This window comes from Nocardioides soli (assembly GCF_014191495.1).
Lineage (GTDB): Bacteria > Actinomycetota > Actinomycetes > Propionibacteriales > Nocardioidaceae > Nocardioides > Nocardioides soli.
On sequence record NZ_JACHWR010000001.1, the window covers coordinates 1,140,635 to 1,156,381 of the forward strand.

Here is a 15,747-nt window from a genome sequence, read left to right on the forward strand (position 1 = left end):
CGCACTCGTGCCGCCGGGAGGGCGCCGACGATCGCTCGCGCGGTACAGGTGGTTTCGAGACAGGCGCTAGCGCGCCTTCCTCAACCACCGTGGGTGCGCCTTCCTCAACCACCGTGACCACCGGCGGGTGGTTTCGAGACAGGCGCTAGCGCGCCTTCCTCAACCACCGTGGACTCGGCGAGGCTCGGGTCTGGCGGCTCTTACGCCTCAACCGGGGTGACCGGTACCTCAGTCAGCGGTCTCCGAGGGTGACTCGGACGGGTCGGCGGAGTCGGAGACGGACTCGGGGTCGAGGACGGTCCGGGACTCCTCGTCGATCGCGGTGGTGACGGTGTCGAGGTCGAGGACGCCGACGCCGTAGACGAGCTGGCGCAGGCTGGGGGCGACGGCCGCCTCGAGCTCGGGCATGGTGTCGATCATCGGCGCGACCGCCATGGAGCGCACGCTGGTGTTGAAGATCGACGAGTGTTGGGGTCGGCGGCCGGGCTGGACGAACTCGTCGGAGAGGGCGACCTCGACGTTCGCGGGCTGGAGGTAGCCGGTGCGGGTGACCAGGCCGACGGAGTCGGCGCCGATCTCGTGCACGATGAAGTCGGCGGCGATCGCGGGGGCCGGGGTGGTCGCCGACATGCACAGGGCGGTCACGTCGCCGACGGTGGCCGAGCTGTCCAGCCGCGGCATCGGCAGGATGTCGAACTCGAGGTTCGTCTTGCGCCGCAGCACCGGCACCAGCGAGCGGTCGCCGGCGATCATGCCGAGCTTGCCGCGCAGGAACCACTTCAGCGCCGGCGCCTCGGCGAGCTCGGTCTCGTCGAGCGTCACCTGGGGGTTGCGGAGCAGCTCCAGGGTCCGCTCGAGCGCGTTCTTGCTGTCGTCGCTCGAGAAGGACAGCGACGAGGGGTCGTTGGCGTCGTCGAAGACCGAGCCGCCGCCGGAGGTGATGAAGGGCGACAGCCCCTCGATCGTCGGATCGATGTGCACGCCCTTCGCACCCTTGGCCGGGCGGCTGGCGAACTGCGCGGCCGCGGCGAACTGGTCGAAGGACCAGTTCGTCGCGTCGTCGTTGGGCGCGTCGAGGCCCCGATTGCGCATCCGCTCGAAGCGCACCAGGCGCTTGTTGTAGTAGATGACCTCGGGCGAGACGCCGTACGGCATGCACTGGAGGTGCTCGGCCGCGCTCAGCTCCTCGAGCGCGCTGCGGGTGTAGTTGTCACCGAACTCGACGCCGCGCTCGTCGAGCAGCTCGTCGACCGGCTGCGTGTACTGGTTGTCCAGCAGCCAGCGCAGGTCGGACCGCGAGGCGAGGAAGACGTCCGGTACGGCGGCGCCGGCCTCGATGTCGGCGCGCATCGCGGCCTCCGACGGCCACCGCTGGAGCTCGACGTCGACGTTCTCGGGGTCGAGGTTCCACGAGTCGACCGTGGCCTGGAAGGCGCGCAGCACCACCCGCGGGCCGACCACGCCGAACGTCAGCTGCTCGGGTGTCGGCGGGGTGCTCGTCGTCGGAGGGGGCGCGGCGGGCGGCTTCTCCGAGTCCGCGGTACAGGCCGCGGTGGTCAGCACCGATGCCACGGCGAGGACCGCCACCATTCCCCGGGTCGCCCTCACCGAACCTCCTCATCGACACACTCATCGACACGCTCACCGACGCACTCACAGACGCGCCCGGGCTGGCCCGGGCGCGACCCACCCTATCGAGGGGACGGTGGGCGATGCTCAGTCAAAGGCGTGGTGAACGCGTGCGGCGTCGATCACGCGCGCGAAGATCGCGGGGTCCAACGCGGCCCCTTCGCGGCGTACGGCGCGCGGGTCGAGCCGGATCAGGCGGTCCAGCCGCACCTCGCTCGGCCGCCGCGACCGGTCCCAGGCTCCGGAGCCGACGTCCATCCAGTGTCGGCCCCAGTGCGCCTCCTGCGCGGCGTCGCGGTCGTGGTCCTTGCTGGTGAGCATCAGCCCCAGCAGGTCGCCGTCCTGGACGCCGACGAGCAGCACCGGTCGGTCCTTGCCCTGTCGCGGGTCGTCCTCGTAGGGCACCCACCCCCAGACGACCTCGCCGGGGTCGGGCCGGCCGTCGGCCCGAGGGGCGTAGGTGACCTGCACCGTCCGGCGCGAGGCTCGCGTGGCGGCACCGGGTCGGCGCAGCAGACTTCGCAGCGATCGCATGAGAGCGACCCTAGGAGATGAAGCACGCCGAACCGGGAGCGCCTCACGGCGCGTGGCCGCTCGTGGCGGCTAATTTTGGGACCCGGGGCTGCCGCGGTCCGGCGTGCTCCGAGGAGTCTAACCGCCTCAGGCCAGACCTTGTTCCAGCTCCACATGTCCGGCCGCCTCGAGTTGCTCGGAGAGCAGCAGCATCCGCTGCACCTCCGCCTCCGACGGCCCGCTCAGCGCCGCCCGGCCGGCGGCGACGACCCGCGCGAAGGCCGCCGCGCGCAGGAGCACGTCGGCGAAGTCGCTGCCCGCGATGCCGCGCAGCACCTCGTCGATCATCGCCTTCAGCTGCTCGGGCCCCGGCGGCTCGGCGACACCGGCGACGACCCGCGCGACCTGGGCGCTGACCCGGCCGGCCTCGAACTCCCGGGACACCGCGAGCGGGTCGGCGTACACCCACGAGCGCAGCAGGTAGAGCCGCCACAGGCAGCCGGCCAGCGAGTCGGCCGGGGAGCCCGACCACACCTGCGCGATCGTCTCGATGCCCTCGCTGTCGGCGAGGTGCAGCAGCCGGTCGGCGACCGCCGCGTCGTCGGAGCTGCGGGCGCCGCGCACCAGCAGTACGGCGGCCCGGTCGGCGGCCTCGCTGACCAGCGCCGGGTCGGCGCCGTCGTCGACGAGGGCCTCGAAGAACAGGCCGCCGGGCGTCATCGGTCGGTGGTGCCGACGGTCGCTGCTGCGTGGGGCGGTGTTCACCCTGCGAGCGTACGTCGGATGCGCTGGTCGCTGACGGGGTAGGGCGTGCCGAGCTGCTGCGCCCACAGCGAGACGCGGTACTCCTCCAGCATCCACCGCACCTGCCGCAGCTGGGCGCCCGGCGGCCGCCCCTCCGGCAGCGCCTCGAGCTGGTGCAGGTAGGCGTCCTGGAGCTCCGCCAGCTGGTCCATCAGCTGCCGATCGCGGTTGAGCTGGCCGGGCAGCTTCTCGCGGCGCTGCTCGAGCGCGGTCAGGTATGCCGGATAGCGGCGCAGCTGAGCCGCGCCCGCCTCGCCGACGAAGCCGGGGTGCACCAGCCGCGCGAGCTGCGCCCGCATGTCGGTGAGCGCCGGCAGCATCGCCATCTCGGCCCGGCCGCTGAGCGACTTCTCCGTCCGGCGCCAGGCGTCGAGCACCCGGACCACGTCGGCCATGGTCACCCGCACCTGCGCCTCGTGGTCGCGGGCCGCCTCCGCCAGCAGCGCGTCGTACGCCGCCGGGTCGCGCACCGCGGGCCGCGCGTCCACGACCGCCTGCACGACGGCGGCCCGGACGTCCTCCAGCAGGTCCGCGACGCCCGGGTAGGGCGATCCGGCGAGGCCGAGCTTCTCGGCGTTGCCGAGCCCGTCGAGGATCGCCCTGACCGGCGACGGCAGCGCGAGCAGCAGCAGGCGGCGTACGCCGAGCCGGTGCCGCGCCTCCTGCTCGTCGGCGGATCCGAAGACCTGGAGGCCGACGCTCACCCCCTCGTCGACCAGCGCCGGGAAGACCTGCACCTCATGGCCCGCGCGCTTCTGGGTGAACGACGGCTCGATGGTGCCGAAGACCCACGACGTCTCGCCGGTGCGGGCCAGCCCGCTGTCGCTGGCCACCTCGGCGATCGCCTCCGCGAACTGCCCGCGCAACGGCGCCTTGAGCGACTCGAGGTCCTTGCCCCGCGCCTGCTCCTGCCCGTCGTCACCGACGACCCGGTAGGTCGGGCGCAGGTGCTCGGGCACCTTCGACCAGTCCCACGCGTCGCGCGGCACCACGACCCCACTCGTCGACCGGCACCAACGTTCCAGGGCGTCGAGGAGCGGCTCCTCCCCCGGCGGGACCGCCGCCAGGAACTCGCGCGCCTTGTCGGGGGCCGGCACGAAGCTGACCCGCAGGCTCTTCGGCAGGCTGCGGATCAGGCTGGTGACCAGCTCCTTGCGCAGGCCTGGCACGTTCCAGGAGAAGTCGTCGGCCTCGACCCGATTGAGGGTCGCGACCGGCACGTCGATCGTCAGCCCGTCGGCCGCGGCGCCGGGCTCGAAGTGGTAGCTGATCGGGAAGGTCAGGCCTTCGCCCTCCCACCGCTCCGGATAGTCGGTGGCCCGGACCTCGTCGGCCGTGTCATGGGTGAGCATCGCCGGGTCGAAGGTCAGCAGCTCCGGCTGAGTCCGGCGCGCCTGCTTCCACCACTGGTCGAAGTGTGCGCCACTGACCACGTCGGCGCCGACCCGGGCGTCGTAGAAGTCGAAGAGCGTGTGCTCGTCGACGACGATGTCGCGGCGCCGGGCCCGGTGCTCGAGCTCCTCGGCCTCCTCGAGCAGCCGACGGTTGGTGTCCATGAACCTGTGCCTGGTGTGCCACTCTCCGTAGACCAGGGCGTGCCGGATGAACAGCTCGCGGGCGAGCGCGACGTCGACCTTGCCGTAGGAGACGAGCCGGTCGGCCACGAGCGGTACGCCGTACAGCGTGGCGCGCTCGTAGGCCATGACGGCGGCGCGCTTCCTGCTCCAGTGCGGCTCGGAGTAGGTGCGCTTCACGAGGTCGCCGCCGAGGCGCTCGGCCCACTCGGGCTTGATCGCGGCGTTCTGCCGGGCCCACAGTCTGCTGGTCTCGACGAGCTCGCCGGCCATCAGGAACTGCGGGTTCTTGCGGTGCAGCACGCTGCCCGGGAAGATCGCGAAGCGGGAGCCGCGGGCGCCGAGGTACTCCCGGGGTCCCCGCTTCTCCTTCTCCCGCTCCTCCAGCAGGCCGATGTGCGAGAGCAGGCCGGAGAGGAGGGCCTGGTGGATGCCGTCACTATCGAACTCGGTGGTTGAGGAAGGCGCACTAGCGCCTGTCTCGAAACCTCGTCCCTTGCCGACCTGGATCTTCATCTCCTTGCAGACCTGGCGGAGCTGGGACTCGAAGTCCTGCCACTCGCGGACCCGCAGGTAGTTGAGGAACTCGCGTCTGCACATCCGTCGGAACGCCGAGGAGGACAGCTCCTGCTGCTGCTCCTTGAGGTAGCGCCAGAGGTTGAGCCAGGTCAGGAAGTCGCTGCCGTCGGCCTTGTAGCGGGCGTGCAGCTGGTCGGCCTGCGCCTGCTCCTTCGGATGGTCGGCACCCGGTCGCTCGCGTGGGTCCTGGAGCGACAGCGCGGCCGCGATCACGATCACCTCGCGCACGCAGCCGAGGCGCTCGGCCTCGATGATCATCCGTGCCAGGCGGGGGTCGATCGGCAGCCGCGCGAGCCGACGCCCGGTCTTCGAGAGCGTGCCGTGGCGCAGCGCGCCGAGCTCCTCGAGCAATTGCACGCCGGACTGCACGTTGCGGCGGTCGGGCGGCTCGACGAAGGGGAACCGCGCGATGTCACCCAGGCCGAGCGACGTCATCTGGAGGATGACGCTGGCCAGGTTGGTGCGCAGGATCTCGGGGTCGGTGAACTCCGGCCGGCTCTCGAAGTCCTCCTCCGAGTAGAGCCGGATCGCGATGCCCGCCTCGACGCGGCCGCACCGGCCGGATCGCTGGTTGGCCGAGGCCTGGCTGATCGGCTCGATCGGCAGCCGCTGCACCTTGGTGCGCACCGAGTAGCGGCTGATCCGGGCGACGCCGGTGTCGACGACGTACCTGATCCCGGGCACGGTCAGCGAGGTCTCGGCGACGTTGGTGGCCAGCACCACCCGGCGTACGGCGTTGCCGTGCGAGCTGAAGACGCGATGCTGCTCGGCGGCGGTCAGGCGCGAGTAGAGCGGCAGGATCTCGGTGCGCGGCAGGTCTTTCAACGCGTCGGCGGTGTCGCGAATCTCGCGCTCGCCGGGCAGGAAGACCAGCACGTCACCCGGACCCTCGGCCGAGAGCTCCTTCACCGCCTCGACGATCGCCTCGGTCTGGTCCCGGACGACGACCTCGCCCTCGTCGTCGATTGAAGACTCGGTCCCTGAGGAGGCGAGGGACGAGCCGTCTCGAAGGGCCATCAGCGGCCGGTAGCGGATCTCGACCGGGTAGGTCCGGCCGGAGACCTCGACCACCGGCGCGTCGAAGTGCTGCGCGAACCGGTCCACGTCGATCGTCGCGGAAGTGATGATCAGCTTTAGGTCGGGGCGGCGCGGCAGCAGCCGCTTGAGGTAGCCGAGCAGGAAGTCGATGTTGAGGCTGCGCTCGTGGGCCTCGTCGATGATGATCGTGTCGTACTTGCGCAGCTGCCGGTCGCGCTGCAGCTCGGCGAGCAGGATGCCGTCGGTCATCAGCTTCACCCGGCTGGTCCGGGAGGTCCGGTCGGTGAAGCGGACCTGGTAGCCGACCAGGTCGCCGAGCTCGGTGCCCAGCTCGCTGGCGATCCGCTCGGCGACCGAGCGGGCGGCGATCCGGCGCGGCTGGGTGTGGCCGATCAGACCTGTGCTCCCGCGGCCGAGCTCGAGACAGATCTTCGGCAGCTGGGTGGTCTTGCCCGACCCGGTCTCTCCCGCGACGATCACGACCTGGTGGTCGCGGATGGCCGCGGCGATGTCGTCGCGGCGCTGGGTGACCGGAAGCTCCGGTGGGTACGTGATCTGGAGCTCGGTCATGACTGGACCCATTGTGCCAAGCATGTGATCCCGAGGCTCGGGCCTGGGGGCCTTCGCACCTCGACCACCGACCTAGAACTTGTTCTAGTATCGCCGCATGACGCAGGCGGAGGAGTACGACGTCGTCGTGGTGGGCTCGGGCGGCGGCGCGCTGACCGGCGCGTTCCTGGCCCAGCGGGCCGGGCTGCGCACGGTGGTGGTCGAGAAGACCACGCTGCTCGGCGGCACGTCGGCGTACTCCGGCGGCGCCTGCTGGTTGCCGGGCAGCCGGGTGCAGCAGCGCGCCGGCATCGCGGACTCCACCGACGGCGCGCGCGCCTACCTCGCCGCGGTGCTCGACGACCCCGACCAGGACCGGCTGGAGGCGTTCCTGGCGCACTCCCCCGAGCTCGTGGCAGAGCTCGAGGAGGCCGGCATCCCGTTCGAGTGGCTGCCGTTCTCGGAGTACTACGACGCCCCGGGGCGGGTCCCGATGGGCCGCTCGATCCAGCCGACGAACATCAAGCGGGGCGCCCTCTCCCCCGCAGTCGCCGCCCTGGTCCGCCCGCCGGTCGAGCGCGACCGGGTCGGCGAGGGCGGCCGCAACACGCTCTCCGGCGGCCAGGCGCTGATCGCACGGCTGCTCGAGGGCTTCGTCGCCGCGGGCGGCGCCGTCCTCACCGAGCTGCCGATGACCGGGCTGCTCCTCGACGGCGAGGGACCCGACAGCAGGGTCGCCGGCATCGCAGCGATGACGCCGGAGGGCCCGGTCGAGATCCGGGCGCGCCGCGGCGTGCTCATCGCGGCCGGCGGCTTCGAGGGGAACGCCGAGGAGCGCGCGGCGCACGGCGTACCCGGCGACGTCGCGTGGACGATGGCGCCGCGGGGCACCAACATCGGCGAGCCGATCGCGGCCGGCGTCGCGATCGGCGCCGCGGCCGACTACAGCGGGGTCGGCTGGTTCTGCCCCGGGCTCGAGCAGCCCGACGGCGGCGGGTCGTTCACGCTCGGGTTCCGATCCGGGTTGATGGTCGACCAGCGCGGACAGCGCTACGGCAACGAGTCGCTGCCCTACGACCGGTTCGGGCGGATCATGGCCGAGGCCCCTGAGCGGATCCCGTCGTGGTTCGTGTTCGACTCCCGCGAGGATGGGTGCCTGCCGGCGATCGCGATGCCCGAGGGCGACCCGGCCGAGCACCTCGCCGCCGGCACGTGGGTGCGGGCCGAGACGATCGAGGGCCTCGCCGAGCGGATCGGCGTACCGGCCCACGCGCTGACCACCACCGTCGAGCGCTTCAACGGCTTCTGCGAAGCCGGCGTGGACGAGGACTTCGGCCGCGGCGTCGACGAGTACGACACCTTCTTCACCGGAGGCGCCGGTCCGGCGCCCTGCGACCAGGCGCCCTTCTACGCCGCGCGCTTCGTGCTCTCCGACCTCGGCACCAAGGGCGGCCTCGTCACCGATGCCGCGGGCCGGGTGCTGCGCCCGGACGGCACGTCGATCGCGGGGCTCTACGCCGCCGGCAACAGCGCGGCCTCGGTGTTCGGGCCGCGCTACCCCGGGCCGGGCGCCCCGCTCGGGTCGGCGATGGTGTTCGCCTCGCTGGCCGTGCGCGACCTGCTGGGCCAATGACCACCACTAGCCGGACGAGCCGTCGTCCTGCTGCTGGTCCTGGCTCGGCGCCGGAAGCTGCGGCTGCGTGCCGTCGGGCCCCTGCCGGAAGGTCTGCCCCGGGCCGAAGCCCGGCCGGCCGCCGAGGTCGGGGCCGTCGGCGTGCACGGCGTACCCGACGATGCCGCCTGCCAGTCCGCCGATCAGCAGCGTGCCGGCCGCGACGGCGGCGAGCACCGGGAGGCCCACAGTCCGACGGCGTCCGGCCGGCGCCTCCGGAGGAACCGGCGGGGTCAGCGGTGGCGGCGGCGGTGGTGGCGGGAGCGGGTGCGCGGCCTCGGGCGGGAGGGTCTCATCGGTCATGACGGCGAGCGTGCGGCGCCGACCTGTGCGGGGGCTGTGCCGGGCCGATGAGGATCTCGTGAGCCCGGCACAGTGGGCGCACAGGAACCTCACAGGTACGGTCGACAGGGTGTCCGCCATGGACCTGACCCGGCCGGACGGAACCCCGCTGCGCGTGCTCGTCGTGGACGACGAGGTCAACATCGCCGAGCTGGTCTCGATGGCGCTGCGCTACGAGGGGTGGGAGGTGCGTACGGCGCACACCGGGTCGCAGGCGGTCGCGGCGGCCAGGGAGCTGCGCCCCGACGCGGTCGTACTGGACGTGATGCTGCCCGACTTCGACGGCCTCGAGGTGCTGCGCCGGATGCGCGCCGCTCAGCCCGACCTCCCGGTGGTGTTCCTGACGGCCCGCGACGCCGTCGAGGACCGGATCGCCGGCCTGACCGCGGGTGGCGACGACTACGTGACCAAGCCGTTCTCGCTGGAGGAACTGGTGGCCCGGCTGCGCGCGTTGATGCGGAGGTCGGGAGCACACCAGGTCGCGACGTCCTCGGTGCTGGTCGTCGGTGACCTCGAACTCGACGAGGACAGCCACGAGGTGCGCCGCGACGGCCGGGACATCGCGCTGACCGCCACCGAGTTCGAGCTGCTGCGCTACCTGATGCGCAACCCGCGCCGGGTACTCAGCAAGGCGCAGATCCTGGACCGCGTCTGGAACTACGACTTCGGCGGGCAGGCCAACGTCGTCGAGCTCTACATCTCCTACCTGCGCAAGAAGATCGACGCCGGCCGGGAGCCGATGATCCACACCATGCGCGGTGCCGGCTACGTGCTGAAGCCGGTCTCGGCGTGAGCGTCCTCCGATCCCTCACCTCGCGACTGGTCCTCACGACGGTCGTGCTGGTCCTGGCCGTCTCGATGCTGCTCGGTGCCGCCACGACCCTCGCCATGCGCAGCTACCTCCGGGACCAGCTCGACCACCAGGTCGAGCAGGCGCTCCGGCTCCCCCCGGCCGGCGGGCCGGGGGCCGAGGTCGGCATGGTGCGCGCCATCGTTCCCGACGGCGGCTCACCGCGGGGCGACATCGTGCAGCCGGGGGCCCGGGCCGAGGTGAGCGGTGCGGCGCTCGAGGAGCTCGTCGACGTCCCGGCCGACGGCACCGCGCACAGCGTCAGCGTCAGCGGCCTCGGCGACTACCGCGTCATCGCGGTCGAGGCGGGGGGCGGGACCGTCGTCGTCGGCCTGCCCGAGGACGACGTGTCCGCGACCCTCAACCGCCTGATGTCCCTCGAGCTGCTCTTCGCCCTGCTCGCCACCGTGGCCGGCGGGGTCGTCGCGCTGGTCGTCGTACGTCGCCAGCTGCGGCCGCTGCGCGAGGTGGCCGCGACCGCGCACGCCGTCGCGGAGCGACCGCTCGCGACCGGTGCGGTCGACCTCACCGAGCGGGTGCCGGACCACCTCACCGACGAGCACACCGAGGTCGGCCAGGTGGGCGCGGCGCTCAACACCCTGCTCGCGCATGTCGAGACCTCGCTCGAGGCGCGGCACCGCAGCGAGCAGCAGGTGCGGCAGTTCGTCGCGGACGCCTCGCACGAGCTGCGTACCCCGCTGGCCACGATCGCCGGCTACACCGAGCTCGCGCGACGCCGGCCGGGCGACCCGGCGGTCGTCCGCACCGCGCTGGACAAGGTCGAGGAGGAGTCCGGCCGGATGACCTCGCTCGTCGAGGACCTCTTGCTGCTGGCCCGCCTCGACGCCGGGCGCCCGCTCGAGCGCGAACCGGTCGACCTGACCAGGCTGGCCGTGGAGGCGGTCTCCGACGCCCGGGTGGTCGACCCGGGACGCCACTGGCGCGTCGACATCCCCGACGAGCTCGTCGACGCTCCCGCGGTGGTCACCGGCGACGGGCTGCGGCTGCACCAGGTGATCGCCAACCTGCTGACCAACGCCCGCAAGCACACCCCGCCGGGCACCACCGTGACCGTGGCGGTGCGCCGCGACGGGTTCGCGGTGCACGACGACGGCCCGGGCTTCCCGCCGGATCTGGTCGATCACGCCTTCGAGCGGTTCGCCCGCGGCGACGCGGCCCGCACCCGCGGCGCCGAGGTCGGCGTCGGGCTCGGACTCGCGCTGGTCGACGCGATCGTCACCGCCCACGGCGGCCGGGTCACGCTCAGCTCGGCGCCCGGCGACACGACGGTGACCGTGGCGGGTCTCACCCGTTTCGCGTGAGCACCGGCCGCCGGCCGGCTCCGACGATGGGCATCCGCCAACGACACCGGAGGAAGCCATGGCCGAGCGCAACGAGATCCTGGAGCGAGCGCGGACACAGATCTCGGCGCCGGCGGTGGTGCCGTCGCCGCTCGGCGACCTGGAGTTCTTCGGCGGGGTGCCCATGCCCGAGTCGGTCGAGACGACCTACGACCTGCTGGACCTGACCCGGGCGATCGAGGTCTACCTCAACACGATCCCCGGCGCCTCGCTCGTCGCGATGCGCAACGGCTTCCGCAGCATCGGCCTCGATGGCAACGTGCTGGGCTACACCGACCCGCGCGCGAACTCGGGCTCGTACTTCCTGACCCCCAACACCGAGACGACCTACGGGACCCTCTTCTTCGACCTGCGGGTCGGACCGATGGTCATCGAGGCGCCGCCGCAGTCGCTGTGCGTGGTCGACGACTTCTGGTTCCGCTACGTCGCCGACCTCGGCATCGCCGGGCCCGACCGGGGCGCGGGCGGCCGGTACTGCTTCCTCCCGCCGGGGTACGACGGCCCGGAGCCGGACGGCTACTACGTCTACCGCTGCCCGACGTACACGAACTGGCTGGTCGTGCGCACCCTCGGCGGCGTACCGGACCTGGTGAAGACGAAGGTCTACCCGCTGGCGCAGGCCGACGACCCGCCGGCGACGACCTACCTCAACATCGCCGACAAGACCCAGAACACCGTGCACGCCAACGACTTCTCGTTCTACGAGGAGATCAACACGCTGATCCAGGAGGAGCCCGCGGACTCACTCGACCCGGAGCGTGCCGGCCAGTGCGCGGCGATCGGGATCGTGCACGGGCAGCCCTTCGAGCCCGACGAGCGGATGCGCCGGATCCTCACCCAGGCGGCGCCACTGGCCGCCGCGATGGCCCGCGCCCTGACCTACCGGCCGCGCGACCCGGAGGCCTACCTGTACCCGGGCAGCACCTGGCTGGCCGCGTTCGTCGGCGGCAGCTACGAGTTCCTCCGCGACCACGCGCGGCTGCTGGACGCCCGGGCGCAGTTCCACTACGTCGCGACCGTGATCACCCCGGCGATGGCGCACGCCCAGGTCGGTGCCGGGTCGGCCTACGCCTACACGGCGATGGACTCCACCGGCGCCTGGCTCGACGGCGCCCGCTCCTACCGGCTCACGCTGCCGCCGAACGTGCCGGCCAAGAACTTCTGGGCCGTCGACCTCTACGACACCCAGACCCGGTCGCTGCTCGAGACCGACGATCCCCACCCCGCCGTCTCGAGCCTCGGCGAGGTGCAGGCGAACGCCGACGGGAGCGTGGATCTCTGGTTCGGCCCGACCGCGCCGGAGGGCCAGGAGTCCAACTGGGTGCAGACCCTCCCCGGCGCGGCGTGGTTCACGATCCTGCGGCTCTACGGACCGCTGGAGTCGTGGTTCGACAAGACCTGGCGGCCGGGCGAGATCGAGCCGGTCGACTGAGCCGTCACCGGCCCGTGCCCAGCACGCCCACGACCGCGGGCAGCGAGGCGACGACGAGGCCCAGCAGCTCCTCGCGGGTGACTCCGCGGGAGTCGTCGATCCAGGAGAGCACGAGCTCCTCGGTCATCGCCGACCAACCCTGCACGAGCAGGCGGGCGGCCGGCGTGTCCGGGACGATCTCACCCGCGTCGTCCCCGTGGAAGAGCCGGCCGTTGAGCGCCGATCGGGCGTCCTCGTAGATCGCGCGGAGGCTCTCGTTGCCGCCGGCGGCGGCCTTGACCAGCGAGACGTAGCCCTCGTGGTTGGCGACCACGTAGTCGACGTACGCCGTCACCGAGGTACGCAGCCGCTCCAGCGGCTCGCCGTCGGTCGGCGGGGTGGTCTGCGCGATCAGGTCGTCGGCGGCGTGCCGCACGACGGCCTCGTGGAAGGCCTGCTTGCTGCCGAAGTAGTGGTAGAGAAGACCCCGGGAGATCCCCGCCTCCTCGGCGAGCAGGTCGATCGAGAGCTCGTCGAGGGAGCGGTGCGCGAGCAGGCGGACGCCGAGGTCGAGCAGCTGCTCGCGGCGCTCGGCGGGCGAGAGCCGGGTGCGGGGCGCGGTGGTCACGTCGCCACTCTATTGACGCTCGTTCAATAGCGCCAGTAACCTCGCGACCCGTGCGGAGCTTTGATGGCAAGGTCGTGGTGATCACCGGCGCGGGCTCGGGCATCGGCCGGGCGCTGGCCACCAACCTGGCGGCGCGGGGCGCGCGGCTCGCGCTGAGCGACGTCGACGACGGCGGACTCGCCACCACCGTCGCGCTGGCCGAGTCGGCCGGCGCCCGCGAGGTGCGCGCCGACCACCTCGACGTGGCCGACCGGGCCGCGTTCGCGGCGTACGCCGAGAGCGTCGTCGGGCACTTCGACGGCGTCAACGTGGCGATCAACAACGCCGGCGTCGCGCTGGCGGGCGACCTGATCGACCTCGACTACGGCGACATGGACTGGATCATGGGCATCAACTTCTGGGGTGTCGCGCACGGCACCAAGGAGCTCCTGCCGCACCTGATCGCCTCCGGCGACGGCCACCTCGTCAACATCTCCTCGCTCTTCGGGCTGGTCTCGATGCCGGGCCAGAGCATGTACAACGCGGCGAAGTACGCCGTGCGCGGGCTCTCGGAGGCGGTCCGCGAGGAGATGCTGGTCGCCGGCCATCCCGTCGGGGTGACCGTCGTGCACCCGGGCGGCATCAAGACCGCCATCGCCCGCAACGCGCGCTACGCCGCGACCGAGGACGGCGCCGAGAGCGCGAAGCGGTTCGACGAGAAGCTCGCGCGGATGACGCCCGAGCGGGCCGCCGAGGTCATCCTGAGCGGGGTCGAGAAGGGCAAGGCGCGCGTGCTCGTCGGCATCGACGCCCACGCGGTGCACCAGCTCGCGAAGCTGGCCGGATCGCGCTACCAGGACATCGTCGCCTGCGGCGCGCGCAAGGTCATTCCTCCGAAGACGACGTCCGCCTGAGCCGGCCCCGCCTGCGGGGCTTGACGCGCAGCGGTCCGACCAGGCGTGGCCCCGCGAGCCGGCTCTCGAGCTTGCGTGCCTCGCGCTTGAGCGGCTGCGCGACGTACTCCCCCAGGATCACCCCGGAGGCGAGCGCCAGCGCGACCGCCCCGGCAGTGAACAGCGCGAGGAGACCCTCGGAGGTGCTGGCACCCCCCTCGGAGAGCAGGCTCAGGCCGCGATAGATCGAGAGGCCAGGCAGCATCGGCACCACCGCCGGCACGACGACGACCAGCGGCGGGACCCGGAGCCGGGCCGCCACGCCGTAGCTGACCAGGCCGACGAAGAACGCGGCGAACGCGGTCGGCCAGGCCCTGCCGACGCCGCTGACGTCGACCGACTGGGAGATCAGCATCGCGATGGCCGCGACCAGGCCGATCGTCACGAGCACCCGGCGCGGTGCGTAGGAGGCGAAGGCGAACGACGCCGCACAGATCGCGGCGCCGATGGCCGCGGCGGAGGCCTGCTTGAGGTCGACCACCGCGCCCGGCTCCAGGCGACCGACGTCCACGCCGAGCATGTCGCCGAGCTCGAGGCCGCCGCCGACCCCGGCGATGATGCCGGCGGTCGCGAGCATGGCCTCGGTGAGCCGGGCGCCGGCCGTCACGTAGAAGCCGGACAGCGCGTCCTGGAGCGCACCCATGAAGCCGATGCCGGCCAGCAGCATGATGATGTTCGCGGTCACCACGACCGACGGGTCGAGATCCATCGGGGTGGCCGCGACCAGGACCGCGATCAGCGTCGCGACCCCGCCGCCGGCGACCTGCAGGTAGAAGAACGGCAGCCGCCGCCGCGCCATCACCAGCTGGAGCCGGTCGATGCACACCGCGGCCACGAAGGCGATCGTGACGACCTCCCAGCCGCCGCCCAGCTGTAGACCGACGCCCGCGCACATGGCCCCCCAGCCCAACGTGGCGGCCCAGCGCGGCAGCACGTGGCCCGAGGAGACGATCCGGGCCAGCCGGCCGCGCGCGTCCTTGAGGTCGACGTCGCCGCGGAGCACATCACGGACCAGGTGGTCGACCAGCGTGAGGTCCTCGTAGTCGATCTCCCGCTGCTTCACCTGCCGGATCAGCACGAACGCCGGCAGCTCGGGGTCGGGCTGGTAGCTCATCGACAGCGACGTGAACGTCACGTCGACCTCGGGGTTGCGCACCCCGAGCTGCCACGAGAGCGCCTGCATCGTCGCGGTGACGTCCGCCGCACCGGCGCCCGAGGAGAGCAGCAGCTCGCCGACGCGGAGGCAGAAGTCGAGAGTCAGGTTGAGCTCACGAGCCTCCAACATGGCCGCCATGCTTGCAGCCGGCCGTCTAGGTTGACCATGTGCCACACGCTCTGGGAGACGAAGTCCGCGTCGTGATGTCCAAGTGGGGCGGCCGACCGCATTGGGAGTTCGACGCGCTCTTCCTCGGCAGCGACCGGCACGGGGACTGGCTCGGCATCCCGGTCGGTACCCGGATGGCCCGCCCCGGGGCGACGTACGTCGCCCCGACCCACCAGGTCGGCCTGGTCCCGCCGCCCGGCCCCGAGGCGGAGCGCGGCTGGCTCGGCACCTTCCACGACGTGGACGGTCCGGTGCGGGTGTACGTCGACATCACCACCCCGCCCGTCTGGACCGGCGCGACGGTGCGCGCGGTCGACCTCGACCTCGACGTACTGCTGGGGCACACCGGCCGCTCCTGGGTCGACGACGAGGACGAGTTCGCCGATCACCGGATCCGGTACGGCTACCCGGAGGAGGTCACCCGCGCCGCGATGGCATCCTGCGACCGCGTACAGGCCCTGGTCGCCCGGGGCGCGGCGCCGTACGACGGCAGCGCGACCTCCTGGCTCGCCCGACTGAGGGAGCTGCTGGCCCGGTGAGG

13 protein-coding genes are annotated in these 15,747 nt (G+C 72.3%); 6 read left to right on the top strand and 7 right to left on the bottom strand.

Annotated features, from left to right (window positions below):
* Nucleotides 1-228: 228 nt before the first annotated feature.
* The 4 genes from FHU40_RS05860 to hrpA form a co-directional block, all read right to left on the bottom strand.
* Nucleotides 229-1,608, bottom strand: a complete 1,380-nt coding sequence (locus FHU40_RS05860; RefSeq protein ID WP_183591302.1) for an ABC transporter substrate-binding protein — start codon at nucleotides 1,606-1,608, stop codon at nucleotides 229-231.
* Between the two features lie 108 nt (nucleotides 1,609-1,716).
* Nucleotides 1,717-2,163 carry a type II toxin-antitoxin system PemK/MazF family toxin gene (locus FHU40_RS05865; RefSeq protein WP_221199516.1) on the bottom strand — a complete coding sequence of 149 codons (447 nt, stop codon included), beginning with the start codon at nucleotides 2,161-2,163 and terminating at the stop codon, nucleotides 1,717-1,719.
* Between the two features lie 126 nt (nucleotides 2,164-2,289).
* The gene (locus tag FHU40_RS05870; protein ID WP_252275114.1) at nucleotides 2,290-2,907 is read right to left on the bottom strand and encodes a hypothetical protein; all 618 of its coding nucleotides are present in this window, start codon (nucleotides 2,905-2,907) and stop codon (nucleotides 2,290-2,292) included.
* A complete protein-coding gene (gene hrpA / locus FHU40_RS05875) occupies nucleotides 2,904-6,707 on the bottom strand; it encodes an ATP-dependent RNA helicase HrpA (protein ID WP_246389955.1) in 3,804 nt (1,267 codons plus the stop codon). The genes FHU40_RS05870 and hrpA overlap by 4 nt, the downstream gene beginning before the upstream one ends.
* Before the next feature lie 97 nt (nucleotides 6,708-6,804).
* Here hrpA and FHU40_RS05880 point away from each other — a divergent pair, with 97 nt between their 5' ends.
* Nucleotides 6,805-8,319, top strand: coding sequence for an FAD-dependent oxidoreductase (locus FHU40_RS05880; RefSeq protein ID WP_183591304.1), 1,515 nt, complete (start codon nucleotides 6,805-6,807; stop codon nucleotides 8,317-8,319).
* Nucleotides 8,320-8,325: 6 nt separating this feature from the next.
* Here the strand turns inward: FHU40_RS05880 and FHU40_RS05885 are convergent, their stop codons facing one another.
* Nucleotides 8,326-8,661, bottom strand: a complete 336-nt coding sequence (locus FHU40_RS05885) for a hypothetical protein (RefSeq protein WP_183591305.1) — start codon at nucleotides 8,659-8,661, stop codon at nucleotides 8,326-8,328.
* A 118-nt stretch (nucleotides 8,662-8,779) separates the two neighbouring features.
* Here FHU40_RS05885 and FHU40_RS05890 point away from each other — a divergent pair, with 118 nt between their 5' ends.
* From FHU40_RS05890 to FHU40_RS05900, 3 genes are read left to right on the top strand one after another with little or no spacing between them, the layout of a single operon-like run.
* Nucleotides 8,780-9,493, top strand: a complete 714-nt coding sequence (locus FHU40_RS05890) for a response regulator transcription factor (RefSeq protein WP_183592207.1) — start codon at nucleotides 8,780-8,782, stop codon at nucleotides 9,491-9,493.
* Nucleotides 9,490-10,872, top strand: coding sequence for a sensor histidine kinase (locus FHU40_RS05895; protein ID WP_343057739.1), 1,383 nt, complete (start codon nucleotides 9,490-9,492; stop codon nucleotides 10,870-10,872). The genes FHU40_RS05890 and FHU40_RS05895 overlap by 4 nt, the downstream gene beginning before the upstream one ends.
* A 58-nt stretch (nucleotides 10,873-10,930) precedes the next feature.
* Nucleotides 10,931-12,343: a DUF1254 domain-containing protein gene (locus FHU40_RS05900; RefSeq protein ID WP_183591306.1), complete on the top strand. Its 1,413-nt coding sequence runs from the start codon at nucleotides 10,931-10,933 to the stop codon at nucleotides 12,341-12,343.
* Nucleotides 12,344-12,347: 4 nt separating this feature from the next.
* Here FHU40_RS05900 and FHU40_RS05905 read toward each other — a convergent pair whose 3' ends face one another.
* Nucleotides 12,348-12,950: a TetR family transcriptional regulator gene (locus FHU40_RS05905; protein ID WP_183591307.1), complete on the bottom strand. Its 603-nt coding sequence runs from the start codon at nucleotides 12,948-12,950 to the stop codon at nucleotides 12,348-12,350.
* A 50-nt stretch (nucleotides 12,951-13,000) separates the two neighbouring features.
* Between FHU40_RS05905 and FHU40_RS05910 the strand changes: the two genes are divergently transcribed.
* Entirely contained in the window at nucleotides 13,001-13,843 is an 843-nt protein-coding gene (locus FHU40_RS05910) for an SDR family NAD(P)-dependent oxidoreductase (RefSeq protein ID WP_183591308.1), read from the top strand.
* Here FHU40_RS05910 and FHU40_RS05915 read toward each other — a convergent pair.
* On the bottom strand, nucleotides 13,815-15,167 hold the full coding sequence (locus FHU40_RS05915) for a threonine/serine exporter family protein (RefSeq protein WP_183591309.1): 1,353 nt from the start codon (nucleotides 15,165-15,167) through the stop codon (nucleotides 13,815-13,817). The two genes, FHU40_RS05910 and FHU40_RS05915, sit on opposite strands and share 29 nt — an antisense overlap.
* 38 nt (nucleotides 15,168-15,205) lie before the next feature.
* On the opposite strand from FHU40_RS05915, the gene FHU40_RS05920 reads away from it, so the two are divergent.
* Nucleotides 15,206-15,745, top strand: coding sequence for a DUF402 domain-containing protein (locus FHU40_RS05920; protein ID WP_183591310.1), 540 nt, complete (start codon nucleotides 15,206-15,208; stop codon nucleotides 15,743-15,745).
* Nucleotides 15,746-15,747: the final 2 nt, after the last annotated feature.

Bases quoted from the DNA above. Each gene is read 5' to 3' on its own strand.
- FHU40_RS05865 (WP_221199516.1), bottom strand. From the start codon at position 2,163: ATGCGATCGCTGCGAAGTCTGCTGCGCCGACCCGGTGCCGCCACGCGA.
- hrpA (WP_246389955.1), bottom strand. From the start codon at position 6,707: ATGACCGAGCTCCAGATCACGTACCCACCGGAGCTTCCGGTCACCCAG.
- FHU40_RS05880 (WP_183591304.1), top strand. From the start codon at position 6,805: ATGACGCAGGCGGAGGAGTACGACGTCGTCGTGGTGGGCTCGGGCGGC.
- FHU40_RS05885 (WP_183591305.1), bottom strand. From the start codon at position 8,661: ATGACCGATGAGACCCTCCCGCCCGAGGCCGCGCACCCGCTCCCGCCA.
- FHU40_RS05890 (WP_183592207.1), top strand. From the start codon at position 8,780: ATGGACCTGACCCGGCCGGACGGAACCCCGCTGCGCGTGCTCGTCGTG.
- FHU40_RS05900 (WP_183591306.1), top strand. From the start codon at position 10,931: ATGGCCGAGCGCAACGAGATCCTGGAGCGAGCGCGGACACAGATCTCG.
- FHU40_RS05915 (WP_183591309.1), bottom strand. From the start codon at position 15,167: ATGTTGGAGGCTCGTGAGCTCAACCTGACTCTCGACTTCTGCCTCCGC.